This is a genomic window from Lysobacter sp. GQ73, from assembly GCF_059758755.1.
The window spans coordinates 392,965-412,764 of the sequence record NZ_JCAXEE010000002.1 but is presented as its reverse complement, the minus strand read 5'-3'; the positions used below and the strand labels follow the sequence as shown (position 1 = coordinate 412,764).

The 19,800-nt window shown below is 67.9% G+C and carries 22 protein-coding genes; 13 read left to right on the top strand and 9 right to left on the bottom strand.

Annotated features, from left to right (window positions below; genetic code table 11):
* Nucleotides 1–75: 75 nt before the first annotated feature.
* A complete protein-coding gene (locus AC6CH2_RS06720) occupies nucleotides 76–561 on the bottom strand; it encodes a hypothetical protein (protein WP_498268536.1) in 486 nt (161 codons plus the stop codon).
* Nucleotides 562–822: 261 nt separating this feature from the next.
* Between AC6CH2_RS06720 and AC6CH2_RS06715 the strand changes: the two genes are divergently transcribed.
* Nucleotides 823–1,035 carry a DUF6289 family protein gene (locus AC6CH2_RS06715; protein WP_498268535.1) on the top strand — a complete coding sequence of 71 codons (213 nt, stop codon included), beginning with the start codon at nucleotides 823–825 and terminating at the stop codon, nucleotides 1,033–1,035.
* A gap of 176 nt (nucleotides 1,036–1,211) precedes the next feature.
* Here AC6CH2_RS06715 and AC6CH2_RS06710 read toward each other — a convergent pair whose 3' ends face one another.
* Nucleotides 1,212–1,694, bottom strand: coding sequence for a DUF4142 domain-containing protein (locus tag AC6CH2_RS06710; RefSeq protein WP_498268534.1), 483 nt, complete (start codon nucleotides 1,692–1,694; stop codon nucleotides 1,212–1,214).
* A 395-nt stretch (nucleotides 1,695–2,089) separates the two neighbouring features.
* On the opposite strand from AC6CH2_RS06710, the gene AC6CH2_RS06705 reads away from it, so the two are divergent.
* Nucleotides 2,090–2,707: a DUF892 family protein gene (locus tag AC6CH2_RS06705; RefSeq protein ID WP_498268533.1), complete on the top strand. Its 618-nt coding sequence runs from the start codon at nucleotides 2,090–2,092 to the stop codon at nucleotides 2,705–2,707.
* Nucleotides 2,708–2,898: 191 nt separating this feature from the next.
* Here AC6CH2_RS06705 and AC6CH2_RS06700 read toward each other — a convergent pair whose 3' ends face one another.
* The 5 genes from AC6CH2_RS06700 to AC6CH2_RS06680 form a co-directional block, all read right to left on the bottom strand.
* Nucleotides 2,899–3,453, bottom strand: coding sequence for a cysteine hydrolase family protein (locus AC6CH2_RS06700; protein WP_498268532.1), 555 nt, complete (start codon nucleotides 3,451–3,453; stop codon nucleotides 2,899–2,901).
* Nucleotides 3,454–3,520: 67 nt separating this feature from the next.
* Nucleotides 3,521–4,324 carry an exodeoxyribonuclease III gene (gene xth / locus AC6CH2_RS06695; protein ID WP_498268531.1) on the bottom strand — a complete coding sequence of 268 codons (804 nt, stop codon included), beginning with the start codon at nucleotides 4,322–4,324 and terminating at the stop codon, nucleotides 3,521–3,523.
* A 54-nt stretch (nucleotides 4,325–4,378) separates the two neighbouring features.
* Complete coding sequence (locus AC6CH2_RS06690) at nucleotides 4,379–4,777, bottom strand: GFA family protein (protein ID WP_498268530.1); 399 nt, start codon at nucleotides 4,775–4,777, stop codon at nucleotides 4,379–4,381.
* Nucleotides 4,778–4,780: 3 nt separating this feature from the next.
* The gene (locus tag AC6CH2_RS06685; RefSeq protein ID WP_498268529.1) at nucleotides 4,781–6,868 is read right to left on the bottom strand and encodes an FAD-dependent oxidoreductase; all 2,088 of its coding nucleotides are present in this window, start codon (nucleotides 6,866–6,868) and stop codon (nucleotides 4,781–4,783) included.
* A 223-nt stretch (nucleotides 6,869–7,091) separates the two neighbouring features.
* The gene (locus tag AC6CH2_RS06680) at nucleotides 7,092–7,691 is read right to left on the bottom strand and encodes an RES family NAD+ phosphorylase (RefSeq protein ID WP_498268528.1); all 600 of its coding nucleotides are present in this window, start codon (nucleotides 7,689–7,691) and stop codon (nucleotides 7,092–7,094) included.
* Between the two features lie 394 nt (nucleotides 7,692–8,085).
* On the opposite strand from AC6CH2_RS06680, the gene AC6CH2_RS06675 reads away from it, so the two are divergent.
* Together AC6CH2_RS06675 and AC6CH2_RS06670 are read left to right on the top strand one after the other, a co-directional pair.
* Complete coding sequence (locus AC6CH2_RS06675) at nucleotides 8,086–8,331, top strand: hypothetical protein (protein ID WP_498268527.1); 246 nt, start codon at nucleotides 8,086–8,088, stop codon at nucleotides 8,329–8,331.
* Entirely contained in the window at nucleotides 8,328–8,630 is a 303-nt protein-coding gene (locus AC6CH2_RS06670) for a hypothetical protein (protein WP_498268526.1), read from the top strand. Before AC6CH2_RS06675 ends, AC6CH2_RS06670 begins: the two co-directional genes overlap by 4 nt.
* 27 nt (nucleotides 8,631–8,657) lie before the next feature.
* On the opposite strand, the gene AC6CH2_RS06665 is transcribed toward AC6CH2_RS06670, so the two are convergent.
* A complete protein-coding gene (locus AC6CH2_RS06665) occupies nucleotides 8,658–9,311 on the bottom strand; it encodes a hypothetical protein (protein WP_498268525.1) in 654 nt (217 codons plus the stop codon).
* Between AC6CH2_RS06665 and AC6CH2_RS06660 the strand changes: the two genes are divergently transcribed.
* From AC6CH2_RS06660 to AC6CH2_RS06630, 7 genes are all read left to right on the top strand, one after another.
* Complete coding sequence (locus AC6CH2_RS06660; protein ID WP_498268524.1) at nucleotides 9,237–10,571, top strand: SDR family oxidoreductase; 1,335 nt, start codon at nucleotides 9,237–9,239, stop codon at nucleotides 10,569–10,571. The two genes, AC6CH2_RS06665 and AC6CH2_RS06660, sit on opposite strands and share 75 nt — an antisense overlap.
* Complete coding sequence (locus tag AC6CH2_RS06655) at nucleotides 10,552–11,025, top strand: DUF2269 family protein (RefSeq protein WP_498268523.1); 474 nt, start codon at nucleotides 10,552–10,554, stop codon at nucleotides 11,023–11,025. Before AC6CH2_RS06660 ends, AC6CH2_RS06655 begins: the two co-directional genes overlap by 20 nt.
* A 322-nt stretch (nucleotides 11,026–11,347) precedes the next feature.
* Entirely contained in the window at nucleotides 11,348–11,650 is a 303-nt protein-coding gene (locus AC6CH2_RS06650; protein ID WP_498268522.1) for a hypothetical protein, read from the top strand.
* 98 nt (nucleotides 11,651–11,748) lie between these two features.
* Nucleotides 11,749–13,752 carry a prolyl oligopeptidase family serine peptidase gene (locus tag AC6CH2_RS06645; protein WP_498268521.1) on the top strand — a complete coding sequence of 668 codons (2,004 nt, stop codon included), beginning with the start codon at nucleotides 11,749–11,751 and terminating at the stop codon, nucleotides 13,750–13,752.
* A 55-nt stretch (nucleotides 13,753–13,807) separates the two neighbouring features.
* Nucleotides 13,808–14,317, top strand: a complete 510-nt coding sequence (locus AC6CH2_RS06640; RefSeq protein ID WP_498268520.1) for a hemerythrin domain-containing protein — start codon at nucleotides 13,808–13,810, stop codon at nucleotides 14,315–14,317.
* Nucleotides 14,318–14,378: 61 nt separating this feature from the next.
* Nucleotides 14,379–15,032 (top strand): DUF6766 family protein, encoded by a 654-nt coding sequence (locus AC6CH2_RS06635; protein ID WP_498268519.1) that lies wholly within the window; start codon nucleotides 14,379–14,381, stop codon nucleotides 15,030–15,032.
* 17 nt (nucleotides 15,033–15,049) lie between these two features.
* Complete coding sequence (locus tag AC6CH2_RS06630) at nucleotides 15,050–15,637, top strand: DNA-3-methyladenine glycosylase (RefSeq protein ID WP_498269094.1); 588 nt, start codon at nucleotides 15,050–15,052, stop codon at nucleotides 15,635–15,637.
* Between the two features lie 68 nt (nucleotides 15,638–15,705).
* Here the strand turns inward: AC6CH2_RS06630 and AC6CH2_RS06625 are convergent, their stop codons facing one another.
* Nucleotides 15,706–18,108, bottom strand: a complete 2,403-nt coding sequence (locus AC6CH2_RS06625; protein ID WP_498268518.1) for a catalase — start codon at nucleotides 18,106–18,108, stop codon at nucleotides 15,706–15,708.
* A gap of 321 nt (nucleotides 18,109–18,429) precedes the next feature.
* Between AC6CH2_RS06625 and AC6CH2_RS06620 the strand changes: the two genes are divergently transcribed.
* Both AC6CH2_RS06620 and AC6CH2_RS06615 read left to right on the top strand, forming a co-directional pair.
* The gene (locus AC6CH2_RS06620; RefSeq protein ID WP_498268517.1) at nucleotides 18,430–19,440 is read left to right on the top strand and encodes a magnesium transporter CorA family protein; all 1,011 of its coding nucleotides are present in this window, start codon (nucleotides 18,430–18,432) and stop codon (nucleotides 19,438–19,440) included.
* A gap of 128 nt (nucleotides 19,441–19,568) precedes the next feature.
* Nucleotides 19,569–19,787 (top strand): hypothetical protein, encoded by a 219-nt coding sequence (locus AC6CH2_RS06615; protein WP_498268516.1) that lies wholly within the window; start codon nucleotides 19,569–19,571, stop codon nucleotides 19,785–19,787.
* Nucleotides 19,788–19,800 lie beyond the last annotated feature (13 nt).

Below are 19,800 nucleotides of genomic sequence, written 5' to 3'. Positions count from 1 at the left end.
CAGCCCCGGCGGCCAGTGACTCGAGGGGCATGGCCCGTTCAGCATTCGGGTGAGCTGATGCGCGAGGCGCGTCGGTCAGGGGCAGCCGAAAGACAGGCTATGTATGCGCTGCCGCGAGGCGTCGGGTCGTACCTGCAGAAAGCAGGCTTCGTCGTCGACGGCGTAGTGCAAGGTGCCGGCGTCGTCGCCCTCGTAGGTTTCGCCTTCGCCCCAGCGCTTGCGCACGTCGTCGAGAGACTGGCCCGGGCATACGCCCGAAGGCGTGCAATGACCTGGGTCGGTGGACTCGAGCATCAGCACTTGGCCGGGCTCGATCATCTCGATGCGCAGGCCGCGATAGACCAGGACGTAATCGTGGTCGCCGGGCGCGCCGGTCGTGCTGAGGGGCTGGCCGAGCCGCTTGCGTACCTCGGCCAGGGAATCGCCGATCTGCAGACCGGCCAGGCCCAGTTCGCTGCGCGGCGGCGGGCCGGGCGTGGCCGCTTGCGCGCGCTCCACCGATTGCAGCGACAACAGTGTCAGCAGCAGCGCCACGATGGCGGAGCAACGGCGGATGGGCATGGCGGCTCCAATGGCGGGCAGCGATCGCGTCGGCGGCGCCGGGCCCGGTTCGTATCTCAGAAATCGCAGCTGCGGGCAAGTCGGCAGTTTCCGATCGCGGGGCCGGAGTCCGCTCAGCGCGAATTCGCAGCGGCCACGCAATGTTCGACAGGTACACCGTGGCGCGTGCTGGCGGATTCGCGATGCCGGACACGGCCCGCCGCCGCGCGGACGCTATCGTGCCTGTGCGGCGATCCGCCGCACGCCATGGAGAGGATGACGATGCGCAACATCAAGTTGATCGTGTTGGGAGCCCTGTTGGCGGCTTCGGCCGGGACCGGCGCGGCGACCAGCTCCGCCGGCTGTTATTGCTCGGTCGTGTACTACGACGCGGCCGGCACCGTCGTGGGCATACGTCAGCCCGCCGGCTGCGGCGACCCGGGCTGGGGCATCGTGACGATCCGTTCGAAGGCCTACGCCGGCTGCATCATGTAACGCGCGGGTCGGCGGCAACACGAAACCGCCCGGCGCGTCCGGGCGGTTTCGTTTCGTATCACGGAGGCAACGCTCGCATGCGCCCATGCAACCGGCCGTCGAAAGCCCGCGACGGCGCGCGGCCCGCGCAGCCCGGTCAGTTCGTCCAGGTCTGCGGCGCACGACGTTTGCGCGGCTCACATGCCGGCGGCGATCGCCTTGGCCGTTTCCAGATGCATCGCCACATGGCCGCGAGTGTCGTTCAAGTGTTGTTTCACCGTGGCCGAGGTCGCCGCCGGCAGCAATTTGCGGTCGATCGTGTCGAGCGCCTCGGCATGGCCCTTGACCATCGCGTCGATGTAAGCCTTGGCATACGCCAGTGCCGGGGTGCTCGCCAAGGTACTCAGTTCCTTGGCGCCCTTGCTCTTTTGTTCCTGGACCTCGGGCCCGTCCGACAACGGGCCGAGGGTCTTGGTCTTGGCCAGATTCGCGGAATGTTCCTTCTGCATCAGTTGCGCGTACTCGAGCACATCGCCGGAGACCGATTTGCCGATGGCCTGTTTGGCCGCGGCGATCTCGTGTTCGTTGATCGCACCGAGCAAGCCCAGCGCAAGGCCGTCTCCGGCCGAAGCGGTGCTGCTGCCTGCCGGTTTGTCGGCCATCGCCGCGGCCGTGGGCATGGGCTGCTTCGCAGGGGGCTCGCGCCCCTGCGCCACAGCGGCCGAGGCCGAAGCCATGGCGAGGGAGATCACGGCCGCCGTAATACACCGATTGCGCAGATTTGTTTTCATGTGGGTTCCTCGTGGGGTCGATGGTCGGGAGCGCCGGACACAACCTCCCTCGGTCCGACACTGCGCGGCGGACGGTTAAGAATGAGTCGATCAAGCCGGGGCGCCGAATCACTCGGACTGAATGAATGCCGTGGACGAAGCGATACCGGAAGCGTGTGCACCGGCGTTGAAGTCGGCGATCTTCGCCGGCGGATTAACCGTTCAGACGGATATACGCCGCACTCACGCAGGCTTATCGATCCAGCGTTTACTACTGGGCCTTCATCAACCCAGAGGCGATTCGCATGGCTAGGGCCAAGAAGACGGAACATTCGCAAGTGCACGAATTGCTGCTGCAGGCGCTGGAAACCGAACGCGGCGGCATCAAGGTATATACCGCTGCGGTGAAAGCGGCCCAGAACGAAGACTTCAAGGAAGAGTTGCAGGGTTACCTCGAAGAGACGCGCACGCACGAGGAAGTCCTGACCCGGGTGTTCGAAACCCTGGGCCTGGATACGGAAGCGTCGAGTCCGGGACGCGAGGTGGTTGCGCACCACGGTGCCTCGCTGGTGGGCGCCATCGAGATGGCGCTCGCCGCCGGCGATCCCGCCGCCGCCGAAATCGTCGCGGCCGAGTGCGTGGTCCTGGCCGAAACCAAGGATCATCAGAACTGGGAACTGATCGGCAAGGTGGCCGAACGCGGCGGCGAACTGGGCAAGGTGCTCAAGCCGGCGTTCGAAGCGGTGGAAAAAGACGAGGACCATCATCTTTATCACACCAAGGGCTGGTGCCGTGAACTGTGGATCCAGAGCCTGGGCATGCCTGCGGTGCTGCCGCCGCCGGAGGAGGTCAAGCAGGTCGAGACCGCGATCGGCGCGGCGCGCGCGGAGAACGCCCGCGACCAGATGCTCAAGCGAAACTAAGCCGTCGAAGCCGGAGCGCTAAGCGTCCCGGCACTGTATGCGCGAAAGCAGCATGGCCCCGTCGGCATCGGCGGGGCCATTGCTTTGCCGGAAGCGCGAACAAAGCGCAATCGTCGGCAAGGCGCCGCGTATTGCAGCTTCACGCACCCGATTGCCGGACGGCGCGCAGGTCGAAGCCGAACCCGCGACTTCTACGGCCTGATCGAGCGCGACGCCGCGCTGGAAGCGCCGATCGATTCGTGCAGCATGCTCAGCGCCCGCATGCTGCGGGCGCGGGTGGGCGCGGCGACGCAATCCGACGGTACATGAACCTGCAGGTCCCGCATATGCGCATCGATCGCGGTGGCCGTCACGCACACGTCGGTCGAAATGCCGGTGACGACGACGCGTTGAACGCCGCAATGTTCGAGCAGTACCGCGAGCGGGGTGGAGTGGAAGGCGGACTGCTTGGGCTTGAGGATGTAGTAGTCGTCGGGTTCCGGCGCCAGCTTTCTCGCCAGCGGCGCGCCCAGGCACGAGTCCTGGCTGCACACCGCGACCAACTCGCGGAAGTCGGCGTGCCATTGGCCGAAGTTGTCGTTCGCATAAATCACCGGCGCGCCGGCCTTGCGGAAGCGGCGGCGCAGGCTGGCGATGCGGTCGGCCACCGGCAGCGCCAGCTTGAGCAGCGCCTCGCCCGCGTCGAAGTCGAGCAAGTTCATCATGTCGACGATCAGCAGGGCGGGACGCGAGGGGGTTGGTTTCATGTGGGAATCGGATGGCGAGCGAAAAGGAACGAAATCCGCATGGCATAGCGCCGGCGGGTAGAACCCTTCAGGTCTCGCGCCGCGGGCGGCCGAGGGTGATCCAGGCCGGCGCGTGGTCGCTGGGCTTGTGCAGTCCGCGCACCCAACGATCGACGCCCACCGTCCGCAGCCGCGGTGCCGCCGCCGGATTCAACAGCAGATGGTCGATGCGCAGGCCGGCGTCGCGTTCCCAGTGCTGGCGAAAATAATCCCAGAAGGTGAACAACGGCGGCGACGGGTGCTTGGCGTCGAGCGAGTCCAGCCAGCCCTGCGCGAGCAGGCGTTGATAGCGTTCGCGGCTTTCGGGTTGCAGCAACGCGTCCTTGCGCCATGACTTCGGGTTGTAGATATCCGCATCGGTGGGGACGACATTGAAATCGCCGGCCAGCATGGTCGGGTGTTCGCTGCCCACCAGAGTTTTCGCGTGGCGTATCAGGCGGTCGAACCATTTCAGTTTGTAGTCGAATTTCGGCCCGGGCTGGGGATTGCCGTTCGGCAGGTACAGGCAGGCGACGACCAGGCCGTGCGCCGCGGCCTCGAGGTAACGGCCCTGGATGTCCGCCGGGTCGCCGGGCAGGCGGCGCCGGATCTCCAGCGGCTCGCTGCCGCGGCTCAGGATCGCCACGCCGTTCCAGGCGCGTTGGCCCTGCCATATCGCGCCGTAGCCGGCCTGCTCGACGGCTTCGATCGGGAACTCGGCGTGGTCGGCCTTGAGTTCCTGCAGGCAGACGATGTCGGGCGTTTCCTGTTCCAGCCAGCGCAGCAGATGCGGCAGGCGCGAGCGGACCCCGTTGATGTTGAAGGTAGCGATTTTGAGATTGCGCCGAGCCATACGTTCCTCGTGCGGAATGCTCTCGACCGTCGGCCTGCGCGGCCGCTGCCGGACTCAAGCCCGGTCGGATGGATGATGCACGCCGTCGGTGACGGGGACGTCGGCGATCGCGAGCGGATCGACGCCCTGCAGGCAGCCGACGTTGAGTCCGTATTCCTGTGGGTCCGAGCGGCGCTGGTGATGGGTGTAGATGCCGCAGACCGAACAGAAGTAATGCCTGGCCGTGCAGGTGTTGAAGCGATACAGGCTCAGCCGGCCGAGCCCCTTGACCACTCGCAGGTCGGCCAACGGCACCGTGGCCACCACGGCCCCCTTGCGGCGGCAGATCGAGCAATTGCAGCGGTGCGGGTCGACGACTCCGTCAGGGAGACGGACTTCCAGCTCCACCGCGCCGCAGTGGCAGGTCGCACGATGTACCGGGCCGATCCGGACGCCGCCGATTTCCTTCAGCATCGTTCAGTTCTCCAATGGTGCCGGCGGCGAGCCGCCCGGTTGGCCACGGCGCTCGCGCCGGGCGCGCAGCGCATCGCGGAATTCGAGGCAGGCCGGTACGCCGCACAGCAGCACGGCCGGTACGACGATCAGGCTCCACACGCCGATGCCGGCTGCGGGTTGCCGCGGATGCAGGCCGCTGTCGCGCCAGTCCCCGAAGAAGATCGCACCCAGGACCAGGCCGATCGCCGGCGCCATGTCGAGGACACTGTGAAGGTGCTGCTCGGCCGGGCTGATCTCGCGCAGGCGGTAGGCGCTGCGCGTATCCAGATAGCCCACGACCGCGTGCGCGGCGACCAGCAGGCCGATCAGACACAGGTTGGCCGGGGTCAGCGCCAGGGCGAGTCCGAGCGCCAGGCCGCTCCCGATCAGCGCCAACTGGACGAGGTGCAGCGCCGATTCGCGCAACCCGGAGGTATGCGGGAGGTCGGTGCGCCGGTGCAGCAGGAAATCGGCCAGGCCGCACAGCAGCCAGACCAGATAGCCCGCATACAAGGCCGCCACGGTCACGACGGGGGCTTCTTGCCGGAGCCGGGTTCCACCGGCGACAACGGCTGCTGCGCAGGACCGTTGAGCACCTCGCCGGTCAGAGCGTCGAAGCGCGAGCCGTGGCAGGGGCAAGTCCCAGGATTTTTCCTGCGGGCTCCAGCGCACCGCACAACCCAGGTGCGGGCAACGGGCCGAGAACGAATGCAGGGCGCCATCGCCGCTGCGGTACACCGCCAGGCGTTGCAGGCCGCGCCTGAGAATCGCGCCTTCGCCGAGCGCGATCTCCTCCACGCCGCTCACGTCGCCGCCGGCGACCCAGTCGGTGTATTGGGCCGCGACGTTGGCGTTCTCGCGCACCCAGGTCGCGCCGGCCTTGACCGGTTTCCGGCTCGGGTCGTACACGTCCGCCCACGGATGCCCGCGACCCTGCACGAGTTCGCTCAGGATCAGGCCGGCGATCACGCCATGGGTGACGCCGTTGCCCGAGTCGCCAGTGACCAGGTAGACGTGATCCTTTCCGCCGGGATCGGCGCCGATGTAAGCCAGCCCGTCGGACGGCTCCATGATCTGTCCGGACCAGGCATGGGTGAAGCGTTGCAGCGCCGGAAACCGCGCGCGCGCCCACTCCTGCAGGCGCACGTAAGCGGTCGGGTCGGCGTCCTGCCCGGTCTTGTGGTCTTCGCCGCCGACGATGGCCCAGCCGCGGCCGGCATCGTCGCGATCGGCGACCCAGCGCACATAGTGATACGGATCGGCATCGTCCCAGATCAAGGCATCAGGCAACTCGCCGCGCGCGCATTCGGCGGCGACCACATAGGTGCGGTACGCCGCCTGCTTGGTATGCATGACCACGCGCTCGTGGAACGGGGTATGCGTCGCGACCACCACCGCGCGGGCATCCAGGCGGGAGCCGTCGTCCAGCACGACCGTCGCCGGATGCCCGCCTTCGACCTCGGTCGCGTTCGCCAGCAGGCAGCCGACGCCGCGTGCGACGGCTTGCTCGGCGAGCGCACAAATCAGTCGCCCCATGTCGACCCGGGCCTGATTGGAGAACTCCAGCACCGGCCCGAGCTGGGGCCAGTCCGGCAGGCCTTCCAGCAGCAGACGGGCATTGATGCCGGCGTCCCGCGCGGCCTGGGCTTCATCGCGCAAACGGCTCAGATCGCCGTCGTGGGCGAACAACAGGCCGGGAACGCGGACGAAATCGCAATCCTGGGTGGCATGGCAGAACTGCTCGATCCAGTCGATCGCGGCCGCATGGCTTTGCGCCGCCACCCGCGCGCCGTCGCGGCCGTGCCAACGCTGCAGATGGTAGTAGCGGTCGTCGAGCGCGCTGGCGAGATGCGCGGTGGTGCGCAACGATTCGCCGCCGCCGAAGCCGGCCCGGTCGACGACCAACACCTCGCGGCCCTGTTCGCGCAGCATCAAGGCCGTGGTCAGGCCGGCGATGCCGGCACCGATGACGATGACGTCGACTTGCGACTGCGCCGGCTGGCGCTTGAAATGGGCCTGGGTCAGATCGTCGAGCGTGTCCCAGAGGGCCAAGGTGCGTGCGGTAGTCATCGTTTCGATCCGGGTGTTTGCGGCCTCGGTTGCCTGGGGCCGGCGGCCGTGGGCTTCGCTGCCAGGTGTCTTCGAACGGTGCGGTCCCGATCCGGCGACGCCAGGGCCCGGTCCGCCGGAGGCGGCGTCAGCGCGTCGTAGAACACCCGGTCCAGGGCGACCTGGGTCTTCGAAGCACTGGGAGTGACCGGGGCGTTGCGTTTCATGTCCGGCGTGCCACACGTCAGCGCCTCAGCCTCGGGTCGATGACCAGGGGCTCGGTGCGGATGGATTGGAGGTGGACCTTGTCGACGTGCGTCGGATTGATCAGGTAGTTGCATTGGCTCGGTGCCAGGGCGCTCGGCACCTTCAGGGCTAGCGACTTGTGCTCGCGGGCCCACTGATCGCCTATGCATTGCGCGTCGCTGCAATAGGGGTAGCCGGACCAGGTCGACGGCAGCGCGGTCTGGGCGACGATGCAATCGGTGGGCAAGGTCGCGGTGGCCAGCAGCACCTCGCCGCTGGTCTTGCCGGTGGCGTGCGCCAAGTGCTCGAGAATCGCGCCGGCTTCGGTCGCCGATGCATAGATCACCGGCGTGCCGGCGGAGCTCCAGCGCCCCTCGCGATAGACCGGTTGAACGCCGAACGGCGCATCGGCGTCGGGCGGTTCCACCACGCGGAAGACGGTGGTGTGGCTGAGCGCCTGGTCGCCGGTGCCGGCCATGTGCGGTTCCGACGGGGTCGCGGTCGAGCCGGAGGTCATCGCGGGCGGATCGCTCGCGGGAAAGCTGTCTTCGAGCGCCTCGTCCAAGCCTTCCTTGCCGTCTACACCTGACTGATTCATGTGGGCCTCGCGAACTGGAACATCGTGGGTCGTGCCGCGCCCCGGGCGCCGCCGGCGTCGTAGCCGCGGCCGGGTTGCGTTGTCTCGCTTCGATTTGAGGCCCGCCCACGTTCGGCAGGCGTGAGGGACCGCGGGTTCGTGCGCGACCCGGATTTAACGAAGCGCGCATGGACGCCGCCGGCGGCGCGAGCGTACGAATCGGCAAGGGCCGGCCTCGGTCTTCAGTCGCGCATCGAGCAGCGTGGTGCGGCACAGGAGCGCGACGACCGTTCGACGAAGGGGTTGCGCTGCCGTTGACCCGGTCTTCGCACGCACTTAATGACGGCGGCGGCAGCTTGTTCCTTGTTCGCCCCGAATGTCCGGGCGATCCCTCCACCGTTCACGAGGCAGGTTCATGGCTATCAAGAACGCTACGACCCGATCCACCGACGGCGCCGGAAAACCGGCCGGCAAACGCGAATCCGGCAAGCGCGAGCTGATCGCGCCGAACGGGGACAAGCGCCTGATCAGGCGCGATGCGCAGGGCCGGATCAAGGAAAGCGACGACCTCGGACGCTCCTTGTCGCAGGACGTGCGCAAATCGGCGAAGACCACGGTGCCGGCGGGCCAGGGCGACCGCGGCGACCAGAAGCGGAAATGACCGCGCCGGCCCGCAGCACGCGCGAGCGGCTCAAGACGCGAGAGCAGTTGGACGCGATGCTGACGAAGCTGGAGACCGAACTTCCGGCGATGGCGCAGGCTTGCGAAGGCAACGCAGGCTTCGACGGTTGCGTGTTCGAAGGCGAAGCCGATGCGATCCTCGCGAGCGCCGGTCCCGCGGATCGCGACTACGTGCGGGAAAAACTCCAGTGCATGTCGGCGTCGCTGGGCCTGATTCCTTCGGAACACGAGGGCGAATCGTGCATGAGCCGGCCGCCGGCCGGTTCCGCGCCCGACTAGGCCGGCATGAGAACGGGCGCTCGTCCGCTAGGTTTCGGTGGTCCGCGATCCACCGCCGGCGCCTCCACGCGCCGTACCCTCGAGGTCGCCGTTGATGCGGGCGGACCGATGGGCCCGCGCGCGCAGGCAGGCGCCGAGGCCCAGGCCGACCGCGAACGCCGCATAGACCAGCGCACGGTCCTGCAACGGCAGGCGGCTTTCGAAACCGGGAGTCAGCCGTTGCGGCACGACGCGATAGTCGACGAAATAAGCGGCGACCGTAGTCGCGGCCGCAGTGGCTGCGATACGGCCAGCCGTGAGCGCGCGCGGATCGCGAGCACGGCCGCCCAGCAGCGCGCGTTCGAAGAAGCAGGCCCAGAACACCGAGCTGGCGTGATGGATCGCATAGCCGGTGGCGGTGTAGCGCAGGGTGACCCGGTCGCGCCGATAGGCGCGCCTTCCCCACAGCCAATGACTGGTGGCGTTGGTCGCGCCGGCCGCGGCGCCGCTGCGTCGCCGGCTCAGTAAGGAGGCGACCGCCGTGGACAGTGCGCTCGCTACCGTACCCGAGAGCAAGGCACGGCCGAGCACGAGTGCGGCGTTGCGGCCGGGCGCGGAGGTCGAAGCATGCGCATCCTGATCGCCGGTGCCGGCGGGATGATCGGTGCGGCGCTGGTCGCGCGGCTGCAGCGCTCGGGACATGAGCTTCTCCTCGGCGTACGGAGTACGGACGATGCGCGCCGGCGCTGGCCGCAGTGGCCGGCGATCGGCATCGACTACCTGCATCCCGAGCCCGAGCGTTGGCGCCGGGAACTGGCTTCGGTGGACGTGGTGGTCAACGCCGTCGGCATCTTTCGCGAGCAGGGTAACCAGCGCTTCGATGCATTGCATGTGAAGGGGCCGGGGGCCTTGTTCGAGGCCGCGGCCGATGCCGGCGTCGCTCATCTGGTGCAGATCTCGGCGCTGGGAGCGGCGCCCGGCGCGGTCAGCGGCTACCTCGCCTCCAAGGGCCGCGCCGACGCCGCGTTGGAGGCCCTGGATCGGCGGACGAGCATCGTCCAGCCTTCGTTCGTGTATTCGCCGGCCGGCGCCAGCACGCGCTGGTTCGCCATGCTCGCGGCGCTGCCGGTCACCGCGCTGCCCGGTGGCGGGCGCCAGCGGATCCAGCCGATCCATATCGACGATGTCTGCGAGGCGATTGCCGCCCTGATCGAAGCGGCCTCGATCGAGCGCGATGCCGCGCGCATGGCCCCGGCCGAGCGCCGCGCCGCGCACACGCGCATCGCCTTGGTCGGGCCGCGCCCGTTGACGGTTCGCGAGTACCTTGCTGCGTTCAAGCACGCGCTCGGTTTCGCGCCGCACTTCGTCGCCCTGCCCACCGCCTTGCTGCGCTTGGCCGCGCCGTGGCTGGCCCTGCGCCGCGGCAGCATGGTCACGCCGGAATCGCTGCGCATGCTCGAGGCCGGCAACACCGCCGAGCCGGGCCCGGTCGCCGCCTTGCTCGGACGCGCGCCGCGCGACGCTGCGGATTTCATCGATGCGAGCGACCGGCCCGGGTTGCGCCGCGAAGGGCAACTGGCCTGGCTGCTGCCGCTGCTGCGCTGGGCGATGGCGACGATGTGGATCGCCACCGGCATCGTCTCGGCCTGGGTGTTTCCGGTCGAGGACGGCCTCGCGCTGCTCGCGCGCACCGGTATCGAAGGTCCGCTCGCCCGGGCCGCGCTGTACACCGCGGCCCTGCTCGACATCGGCCTGGGCGTGGCGATGCTGGCGTTGCGGCGTCGACGCTGGATCTATCGCGCGCAACTGCTGCTGATCGCCGCCTACACTGCGACGATCAGCGTGTTCCTGCCCGAATACTGGGCCCATCCGTATGGGCCGATCCTGAAGAATCTGCCGGTGCTCGCCGCGATCGCGGTGCTGCACGAACTGGACGACCCCCATGGACCTGCTGATCGTTAAGTACCTGCACATCCTGTCCTCGACCTTCTTGTTCGGCACCGGCGTGGGCACCGCGTTCTATCTGCTGTTCGCCAGCCGCACCCGCGACGCGCGCGTGGTCGCCGTGGTCGCGCGCTACGTGGTCATCGCCGACTGGTTGTTCACCGCCACCACCATCGTGTTCCAGCCACTCAGCGGGCTGTATCTCGCGCACCGGCTGCATATCCCTTTGACCACGCCTTGGCTGTACTGGTCGATCGTCCTGTTCGCGATCGCGGCCCTGTGCTGGCTGCCGGTGGTCTGGCTGCAAATGCGCCTGCGCGACATCGCCGAGGCCAGCGCGCGCGCCGGCGAGCCGCTGCCGCTGCGCTACGCCGCCTATCTGGGGTACTGGGCGGCGCTGGGGGTGCCGGCGCTGCTGTCGTTCCTCGCCATCTTCTATCTGATGACCGCCAAGCAGGCCGCGTTCGGCTGAGCCGAAGCGGCCTGCAAGTCCAATCCGGCCGTAGAAAATTCTGAACCGATCAGGGGCCTGAACGCTTCATCGATCCGCGCGCTGCAGTCCTTTCCAGCGCCTGCACGAATTGCGAATTCAAAAGCATCGGCGATCTCGCAAGTAACTCGAACCGAGTGTCGGACGTCGCGAAAAACTTGCAGCGGCGGCGCGACGGCGGCGTCTATTTGCGTTGCGCCGGCGTGATCGGTGGCATCGCCGGAATACACCGCTGTCTAACGCATGCGCAGTCAACTTCGATCTCAGCCAGGACATGGCGTTCTGGCACAGAAGGAGAACGATCATGGGCAACAACACCCAGAACGAACGCAACCAGGACCAGCAGAACCGCGGTCAGCAGGGTCAGCAGAACCAGGGTCAGCAGAACCAGCAGGGTCAGCAGAACCAGGGTCAGCAGAACCAGGGTCAGCAGAACCAGCAGGGTCAGCAGAACCAGGGTCAACAGAATCAGGGTCAGCAGAACCAGCAGGGCCAGGGTCAGCAGGGCCAGGACCAGCAGAACCGCAATCAGCAGAACCGCAATCAGCAGAACCAGGAACAGGAACGCGAACAGGAACGGCAGCAGCAGGAGCGCAATCAGCGCTGAGCGCCGTTACGGAGCCCCGGTTCGCCGGGGCTCCGCATATCCAGGCACTGCCCGCCCATCCCGTCGTCTGCCCACACCCTGCACACGTCCACGCACGCATGCACAAGCCATCGATCAACGATCTGTATCTGCATAAATCGCTTTCGTCGCTGTCCTCGGCCGAAGGCGGCTGGGTGTTCAAGGTCGGCACGATCGATGCCGATCGGGACCGCAGTGGCAGCAGTCTGTGGCTCTACGACCGGGCCGGCCGCTGCAGCCGTCTGACCGCGGGCGAGCAGTCCGCCTTCGGGCCGCGATGGTCCTGCGACGGCGAGGAGCTGGCGTTCCTGCGCCATGTCGACGGCAAGGCCCAGGTGCACACGATGGCCATCGGCGGCGGCGAGCCGCGCCGGGTCACCGACTGGGGCGGCGGGGTGCTGGCGGTGGAGCAGTGGAACACCCGGCGGGGCAAGTTGCTCGTGCTCGCGTACAAGATCCACCGGCCCGACGACGAGCCGCAGATCGTCGACTACCTGCCGTACAAGCTCGACGGGGTCGGCCGTCACGCCGGGCGCTCGACCTATGCTTACGTCGTCGACGAACACAGCGGTGCCTGCGAGCCTCTGGTGGACTCCGGGGGCGACGTTACCGAAGCCCGATGGGGCCCGGACGGGGAAACCCTGGCTTACCTGCAGCGCGGCAGCGGCGCGCAGCGGCATGCGCTCGACCTGTGGCTCAAGCAGCCGGGCCGCGAGCCGCGACGCCAGACCAGCGAACTGGTGTCGATCAGCGGACTGAGCTGGTCTCCCGACGGCACCCGCATCGCGATGGCCGGCAGCGAGGTCGAAGGCAGTTCGATCTCCGGCCTGTACGTGATCGAGATCGCCAGCGGCCGGCTGCAGCGGATAGGCGAGATCGAACTCGCCATCCCGAGCGCCATCCAGTGGCAGGCCGACGGTGCGCGGCTGCTGGCCCTGGAAGCCTTCCGCGGCTCGCAGCGCATCGTCGCGGCGAGCCCGCAAGGCGAGGTGCAGGTGGTCTGCGAACTCGAACGGCAGCAGATTCTCGACATGGCCGCCGAGGGCGATCGGATCGTGTTCATCGCCGCCGGCCTGTCCACCGGCCCGGAACTGTGGCAGGCCCATGCCGACGGCAGCGACGTGCACGCGGTCACTTCATTCAACGACTGGCGCTTGCAGCGGCCGCGGCCGAAGGCCGACAAGCACCGCTTCCGGGTGCCCGACGGGCAGGGCGGCAGCGAGACGGTGGAGGGCTGGTTGCTGTTGCCCGAGGGCGACGGCCCGTTTCCGCTGCTGATGGACATGCACGGCGGGCCGCATAGCTACGTTTCGTTCGACTACGAAACCCATGTGCACTGGCCGGTCCTGGTCGAGCAGGGTTGGGCGGTGCTGGCCTTGAACGCGGTCGGCTCCGGCAGCTACGGCCTCGACTTCGCCGAGCGCATCCGCGGCCACTGGGGCGAGCGCGACCTGCCGCAGTGGCTCGAAGCGGTAGGGCAACTACGCGAACAAGGCGTCTCCGGCCCGGAGCTGGCGGTGTTCGGGCATTCCTACGGTGGATTTCTCTGCGCCTGGGCCCTGTCGCACGAGGTCCCCCTGCTGTGCGGCGCGGTCTCGGCCGGCGTGCTCAACCTGGAGTCGCATGCCGGCACTTCGGACACCGGCTACTACGTCGGGCCGTATTCGGTCGGTCGCGAACTCCACCACGACCGCGATCTGTACCGGCGCCTGTCGCCGCTCAATCACGCCGACAAGATCGAGGCGCCGGTATTGTTGCTGCAGGGCGCGAACGACGAACGCTGCCCGCTCGGGCAGGCCGAGGAGCTGTTCGCCCAGTTGATCCGCGTCGGCAAGGCGCAGGCGCGCCTGGTGGTGTTCCCCGGCGGCAGCCATCACCTGTCGTCGACCGGTCGCCCCAGCCACCGTGTCGCCTATTACCGGCAGCTCGTCGACTGGCTTCAGTCGCATCGACGGGAACTGCCCGAACGAATCGAGTCCGCCGTGTCCTTCCCGGGCGGACATCCCGCGCGAGAACAAGCCGCTACCGCTGCCGCTACGGAGGCGGACGAATCGCGCACGCGCCGGCAGCAGGCGGCGCAGTAAGCCGGCGGACCCCGGCTTACGTCCGCACCATTTTTCCCAGCAACGGAGCCCACTCATGGCCGATATCCTCAACGTCCTCAAAGCCGAACACAACCAACTGCGCAAGCTGTTCAAGGAACTCGACGCCACCACCGATCGTGCGGTCAAGAAGCGCAAGAAGCTGCTCGAAGAGATCGAACTCAATCTGCTGCCGCATGCCAAATGGGAAGAGACGGTGTTCTATCCGGCTTTCGCCGAGCGCGCCAGCCACGCCGGTCTGAAGACCCATGCCGAAGCGGTCGAGGAGCATCGCGTGGTCGAGCAGATGGTGATCCCCGACGTGAAGGGCGCCGAGCTGGATTCGCGCAAGTTCGCCGGCAATGCCAAAGTGTTCGCCGACTTGATCGACCACCATGCCAAGGAGGAGGAAACCACGATGTTCGCCGAGGCGCGCAAGCTGTTCAGCGCGCAAGAGCGCACCCAGCTCGCCGAGGCGTACGCCGAATGGAAGCAGTCGCCGATGGCGGCCGCGCTGATGGCGGGCGAAAAGCTCAAGAGCACGATCAAGAGCGCGGTGAGAGGCTGATGTCCCCGATCGAGGACGGCCGGCGCCGGTCACGCGGAGCCAGGCCGTAAGGACGATACCGATGAACCGATCCAGCCCCAACTTCTGGCAACGCAACGGGCTCAGCCTGGTGCTGACGGCGATCTTCCTGGCCTGCCTGGCGGGCCAGGTCGTCACCGGCCACGCCGTATGGAATGAGGAGCTGCTGCGCGAAGGCGCGGCCCCGGTGGGCTGGCTGGCCTATCTGGGCAGCGGCCACTTCGTTTCGGCCACCTTCGAGAACTGGGAAAGCGAATTCCTGCAGATGGGCATGTACGTGCTGTTGACCGTGTACCTGCGCCAACGCGGTTCGGCCGAATCGCGGCCGTTCCACGAGGACGAGGAAACCATCGAGCCCGGGCCGACGCCCTGGCCGGTGCGCAAGGGCGGTTGGTGGGCGAAGCTTTACGCGTATTCGTTGACGTTGGGATTCCTGTTGCTGTTCGCGGCGTCGTTCTATCTGCACGCCGCGGGCAGTTGGCGTCACGAACTCGACGAACTGCGCCTGGCCGGGCAGGCGCCCATCGGATGGGCCGAGCACTTGGCGAGTCCGACCTTCTGGTTCGAGTCCCTGCAGAACTGGCAGAGCGAATTTCTCGCGGTGTTGTCGATCGTGGTGCTGTCGATCTTCCTGCGCCAGGACAAGTCGCCCGAATCCAAGCCGGTGGCGGCGCCGCACGGGCAGACCGGTGCATGAAGCGCGCCATCCGCGCACTGACGCGCTCGTTCTTCGCCCGCGATGCGCGCCAGGTGGCGCCGGAGCTGCTGAATAAATTGCTGGGCAGCAGCGACGGCCGGGTCGGGCGCATCGTCGAGGTCGAAGCCTATTGCGGTGCGGAGGACCCGGCCGCGCATTCCTTTCGCGGCCCGACCCCGCGCACCGCGGTGATGTTCGGCCCGCCCGGGTACGCCTATGTGTACTTCGTGTACGGCATGCATTGGGCGCTGAATGTGGTCTGCGGCGGCGCGCCTGGGCATGCGGTGCTGCTGCGGGCGGTCGCGCCGCTGCACGGGCTGGAGCGGATGCGCGCGGCGCGCGGGACCGAACGCGACCGCGACCTGGCCCGCGGCCCCGGTCGCCTTGCGCAGGCATTCGGCGTCAGCGGCGTGCACAACGGTTGCGACCTGACCCGGCTCGACGGGCCGCTATGGATCGGCCGCGACGGCGAACCGCCGCCTCAGACGCCCACCGTCAGCGGGCGCATCGGCCTCAGCAAGGCAGTCGAGCAGCCTTGGCGCTGGGCCGTCCCCGGCGACCCGAATGTCTCCCCGCTGCGCGCCAGGGCCAGGAACTTGCAGTAACCAGCAAAGAGGAACCAGAAACTAGTTACTAAGTCCTGGTTCCTAGTTCCCATTTTTCCCGGCTCCGGTCAGACCAGCGGCGGATCGGTCTCGCGCTGCCAGTGCCGGTGCGCGGCGATCGCCTCGACGAAGCGCGCGATGGCTTCGCCGGGGCGGGCGCCCTCGCCCAGGATCACGCCCGGGTCCTCGCTGCCGTCCGGCAGACGGGTGAACGCACCGGCGCCTTCGATCAAGGCGCTCGACGCACCCAGTGCCAGGATCGTCTTGCAGTGGCGGTATTGGTCCTTGATGTATTCGGCCGTGCGGCCGTCGGCCGCCAGTCGCTTCACAGCGTCCTGGCCGTCGGGCAGCACCAGGGCGTCGAACAGCACCGAGGGCTCGTTCTCGAGCGAGGCCTCGGCCTCGAACACGCTGCCGTCGGCGGCAGTGAAGCGACCCACCCGCGGGCCCACCAGGCGCGGTACCGCGCCGGCGCTGACCAGGGCGTCGCGCACCGACTTCAGCGAAGCTGCGTCGATACCGTCGGCGACGACGAAGGCGACCTTGCGAGTCTGGATGCCGAGCTCGCCCGGACGCGCCAGCAGCGACAGCGGCGGCGACTGCTTGACCTCGGCGCGCGGCGTGCGCGCGAGCGCGCGCGGCATCGGTTCGGGCACCTCGATGCCCAGGCCGGCGGCGACCCCGGCGGCGAGTTCGGGCGAGACGTTGGCGAGCATCGACACCACCCGCGCGCGTATCGCCGGCACCATGACCTTGCTGAGTTCGAAGCGGAACGCGGCGATGATATGCGCCTGTTCGACCGGACTCTGGCTGTGGAAGAACAGGGTCGCCTGGTTGTAGTGCTCGGCGAATTTTTCCGGCTTGGCGCGGACCTCGTCGGCGCGCACCGGCTCGGGAAAGGACACGAAACCCATCGTGCCGGCCTGGAACGGACAGCCGCCGCCGAGGCTGTTGGGTTCGTAGGACACGCGGCCGCGGTGGATCGCCTGGCGGTGGTAGCCGTCGCGCTGGTTGTTGTGCACCGGCGCGATCGGCGCGTTGATCGGGATCTCGTGGAAGTTCGGCCCGCCCAGGCGGATCAGCTGGGTGTCGACGTAGGAATGGATGCGCCCGGCCAGCAGCGGATCGTTGCTGAAGTCGATGCCGGGAACGACGTGCGCGGTGCAGAACGCCACCTGCTCGGTCTCGGCGAAGAAATTGTCGGGGTTGCGGTTCAGCACCATGCGCCCGACCGGGGTCAACGGCACCAGTTCCTCGGGAACGATCTTGGTCGCGTCGAGCACGTCGAAGCTGAACTTCGCCGCCTGTTCTTCGCTGAAGACCTGCAGCGCCAGTTCGTACTCGGGATAGGCGCCGGACTCGATCGCTTCCCACAGGTCGCGGCGATGGTAGTCGGGATCGCAGCCGGAGATCTTGACCGCTTCGTCCCAGGTCAGCGAGTGCGTGCCGAGCTTGGGCGTCCAGTGGAACTTGCAGAACACCGACTCGCCCTCGTCGTTGACCAGGCGGAAGGTGTGTACGCCGAAGCCCTGCATCATCCGGTAGCTGCGCGGGATCGCCCGGTCGGACATGTGCCACAGCAGCATGTGGGTCGATTCGGGCATCAGCGAGACGAAGTCCCAGAACGTGTCGTGGGCCGACGCGGCCTGCGGCATCGCGTGGTGCGGCTCGGGCTTGACCGCATGGACCAGGTCGGGGAACTTCATCGCGTCCTGGATGAAGAACACCGGCATGTTGTTGCCGACCAGGTCCCAGTTGCCCTCGTCGGTGTAGAACTTGACCGCGAAGCCGCGCACGTCGCGTGCGGTGTCCTTGGAGCCGCGTTCGCCGGCGACGGTCGAGAAGCGCACGAACACCGGGGTGATCTTGCCGCTTTCGGCGAACGGCGCGGCGCGGGTGAGCCGGCTCAGCGATTCGTAGCATTCGAAGAAGCCGTGCGCGCCCGAGCCGCGGGCATGGACGACGCGCTCGGGAATGCGCTCGTGATCGAAGTGGGTGATCTTCTCGCGCAGGATGAAATCCTTCAACAGCGCGGGGCCGCGCACGCCGGCCTTGAGCGAGTTCTGATTGTCGGAAATCGGGACGCCCTGGTTGGTGGTCAGCCGCTGCCCGGTCGGGTCGGTGCGCACGCGGTCCAGGTCGCCGACCGTCGGGTTGCCGCCGGCCGCGGCGCGGGTGCCGAGCTTGTCGCTGTCGTTGTTCTCGCTGAGGGTGCTGGCGCCGGCGCGCTCGTCGTCGGCTTCGGCGGTCGCGCCGGGCGGCGGCGCCAGTGCGTGGTCGCGGCCGTACTCGGGCGCCTTGTTGGGGTTGTGCGGAAACTGGGCCGCCAGTGCGTCGGCGGCCTGCATCTGGCCGGCCAGCGGCGACATCGGTGCGACCGCATCCTTGGCGCCGCCGCGCCCGCTCTTGCCGGTTCGGGACCGGTCCGCTGCGGAGGAGGAGGGCGTGGTCTTCTTCGGAGTGCGGGCCATGGCGGTCTCGACTGTGGGTATGACCTTGGACTCCGCAAGATCCGTGCCTGATTCCGAGCCCAGGTGCAGCATGACTCTGCGAGCGCCCCGGCGCGCGCGGCCGCATCGGCGCAGGCAATTAGTGCTGCACCGTGCACAAGTTTCATCGCCATGGTTCAGCCCATGGCGCGCGCAACGGTTCAGCCGCGTTCGGCGGCCGGCGGCCGGCGGCTCGGCTGGCCGATGTCGTTAACGCCGACGCGGCGCGGCGTTCGCCGCGGATTAACCGCGACTGCCGACACAATCGGTCGACGGCAAGAGGCAAGACAGAGGACGACGGACATGAGCGAGACTGGCGGGGTCGGCGATGCGCGCGATGCGTGCGAGGCAGCGATCAAGATCACCCGTTTCCGTCGTTGCGAGGAGGCGCGCAGCACCGGCCTCGACGAGCTGGACGGCGAGATCGCCGACGATGAGCTGGTCTGGGTGGAGATCGGCGGCGATGACGCCTCGGCGATCCGCCACGTCTGCACCGCGGTCGGGCTGTCGGAGGTCCTGACCGAGCGCATGGCCAGGGACTGGCGCCATCCGTGGGTGGATGCCGACGGCGACCAGTTCGCCTTATGCGCCTTCGTGGTCCATCACGCCGGCGAGCTGGAATTCAACGGTCGCCGGCTGATCATCGGCGCCGGCCGCAACGTGGTGATCACCCTGCATCCGGAGTCGGTCGAGTTTCTCGACGAATTGCGCGAACGCGAGGGCCGGCGTTCGCGCGTCGGCACCCTGAGCGCCGAAAGCTTCGTCGCCTCGTTGCTGGGCTGGCAACTGCAGAGTTATTTCCAGGCCGCGGCCGATTTCGAACGCAGCGTCGAGCGGCTCGAAGAGGCCGTGCTGCGAAGCCGCGGCAGCCGCGAGATGGAGCACATGCGCAACCTGCGCAAGGGCGCCTCGCGCATGCGCCGGATGCTGGCGCCGCACCGCGCGATATTCGCCGCGATCGCCCGGCCCGATTTCCGTCCCGACGCGGACGAGAACACGCAACGCCATTTCAAATCGCTTTATGCGCATTTCGAGCGTGCGATGGATATCGTGGAGAACGCGCGCGAGCTGGTCATCGGCAGTTTCGAGCTGTTCTCGAACCAGATCGCCTTGCAGACCAACGAGACCATGCGCGCGCTGACCTTCCTGACCGTGGTGATCGGCCTGCAGACGGTGATCGCCGGGGTGCTCGGCATGAACTTCGATGCGCCGTTCTTCAAGACCGAGGCCGTTGGCTTCTGGATCGCGATCGGCAGCATGGTGCTGGTGGGCGTGGCGGCGGCGGTGCTCGGGCGCCGGCGCAAATGGTTTTGAGCCGTGGCCGGCTGCACGATGCGCGAGTGCAGGGTCGAGCCGCGGTCCCGCGATGCCGGCCCGGCGTCGACGCGCCGCTAGCGGATCGCGGCCTAGAGTGAATGCAGAACCGCCGCAGGAGCCAGCCGATGTGCAGCCACGAAGTGGACCTTCAGCTTTGCGCTTTCGAAGCGGCCTTTCCGTTTCTCAGGGCTTCGTTGGAAAGCGAAGCGCTCGAACGCGAGGTCGCCAGTTTCCGTGCCGACTTGATGTCGCTCAGCGCCGGTCCCGCGGAGCGGCGCGAGATAGAGCAGCGCCTGCTTGCGGCGATGCACTCGGCCCGAGGGGCGCAGCCGGATCGGACCTGAGTCGGCGCTTCGT

Coding starts and splice junctions, on each gene's coding strand:
- AC6CH2_RS06720 (WP_498268536.1), bottom strand. CDS start 561: ATGCCCATCCGCCGTTGCTCCGCCATCGTGGCGCTGCTGCTGACACTG.
- AC6CH2_RS06715 (WP_498268535.1), top strand. CDS start 823: ATGCGCAACATCAAGTTGATCGTGTTGGGAGCCCTGTTGGCGGCTTCG.
- AC6CH2_RS06710 (WP_498268534.1), bottom strand. CDS start 1,694: ATGCCCACGGCCGCGGCGATGGCCGACAAACCGGCAGGCAGCAGCACC.
- AC6CH2_RS06705 (WP_498268533.1), top strand. CDS start 2,090: ATGGCTAGGGCCAAGAAGACGGAACATTCGCAAGTGCACGAATTGCTG.
- AC6CH2_RS06700 (WP_498268532.1), bottom strand. CDS start 3,453: ATGAAACCAACCCCCTCGCGTCCCGCCCTGCTGATCGTCGACATGATG.
- xth (WP_498268531.1), bottom strand. CDS start 4,324: ATGGCTCGGCGCAATCTCAAAATCGCTACCTTCAACATCAACGGGGTC.
- AC6CH2_RS06690 (WP_498268530.1), bottom strand. CDS start 4,777: ATGCTGAAGGAAATCGGCGGCGTCCGGATCGGCCCGGTACATCGTGCG.
- AC6CH2_RS06685 (WP_498268529.1), bottom strand. CDS start 6,868: ATGACTACCGCACGCACCTTGGCCCTCTGGGACACGCTCGACGATCTG.
- AC6CH2_RS06680 (WP_498268528.1), bottom strand. CDS start 7,691: ATGAATCAGTCAGGTGTAGACGGCAAGGAAGGCTTGGACGAGGCGCTC.
- AC6CH2_RS06675 (WP_498268527.1), top strand. CDS start 8,086: ATGGCTATCAAGAACGCTACGACCCGATCCACCGACGGCGCCGGAAAA.
- AC6CH2_RS06670 (WP_498268526.1), top strand. CDS start 8,328: ATGACCGCGCCGGCCCGCAGCACGCGCGAGCGGCTCAAGACGCGAGAG.
- AC6CH2_RS06660 (WP_498268524.1), top strand. CDS start 9,237: ATGCGCATCCTGATCGCCGGTGCCGGCGGGATGATCGGTGCGGCGCTG.
- AC6CH2_RS06665 (WP_498268525.1), bottom strand. CDS start 9,311: ATGTCCCGAGCGCTGCAGCCGCGCGACCAGCGCCGCACCGATCATCCC.
- AC6CH2_RS06655 (WP_498268523.1), top strand. CDS start 10,552: ATGGACCTGCTGATCGTTAAGTACCTGCACATCCTGTCCTCGACCTTC.
- AC6CH2_RS06650 (WP_498268522.1), top strand. CDS start 11,348: ATGGGCAACAACACCCAGAACGAACGCAACCAGGACCAGCAGAACCGC.
- AC6CH2_RS06645 (WP_498268521.1), top strand. CDS start 11,749: ATGCACAAGCCATCGATCAACGATCTGTATCTGCATAAATCGCTTTCG.
- AC6CH2_RS06640 (WP_498268520.1), top strand. CDS start 13,808: ATGGCCGATATCCTCAACGTCCTCAAAGCCGAACACAACCAACTGCGC.
- AC6CH2_RS06635 (WP_498268519.1), top strand. CDS start 14,379: ATGAACCGATCCAGCCCCAACTTCTGGCAACGCAACGGGCTCAGCCTG.
- AC6CH2_RS06625 (WP_498268518.1), bottom strand. CDS start 18,108: ATGGCCCGCACTCCGAAGAAGACCACGCCCTCCTCCTCCGCAGCGGAC.
- AC6CH2_RS06620 (WP_498268517.1), top strand. CDS start 18,430: ATGAGCGAGACTGGCGGGGTCGGCGATGCGCGCGATGCGTGCGAGGCA.
- AC6CH2_RS06615 (WP_498268516.1), top strand. CDS start 19,569: ATGTGCAGCCACGAAGTGGACCTTCAGCTTTGCGCTTTCGAAGCGGCC.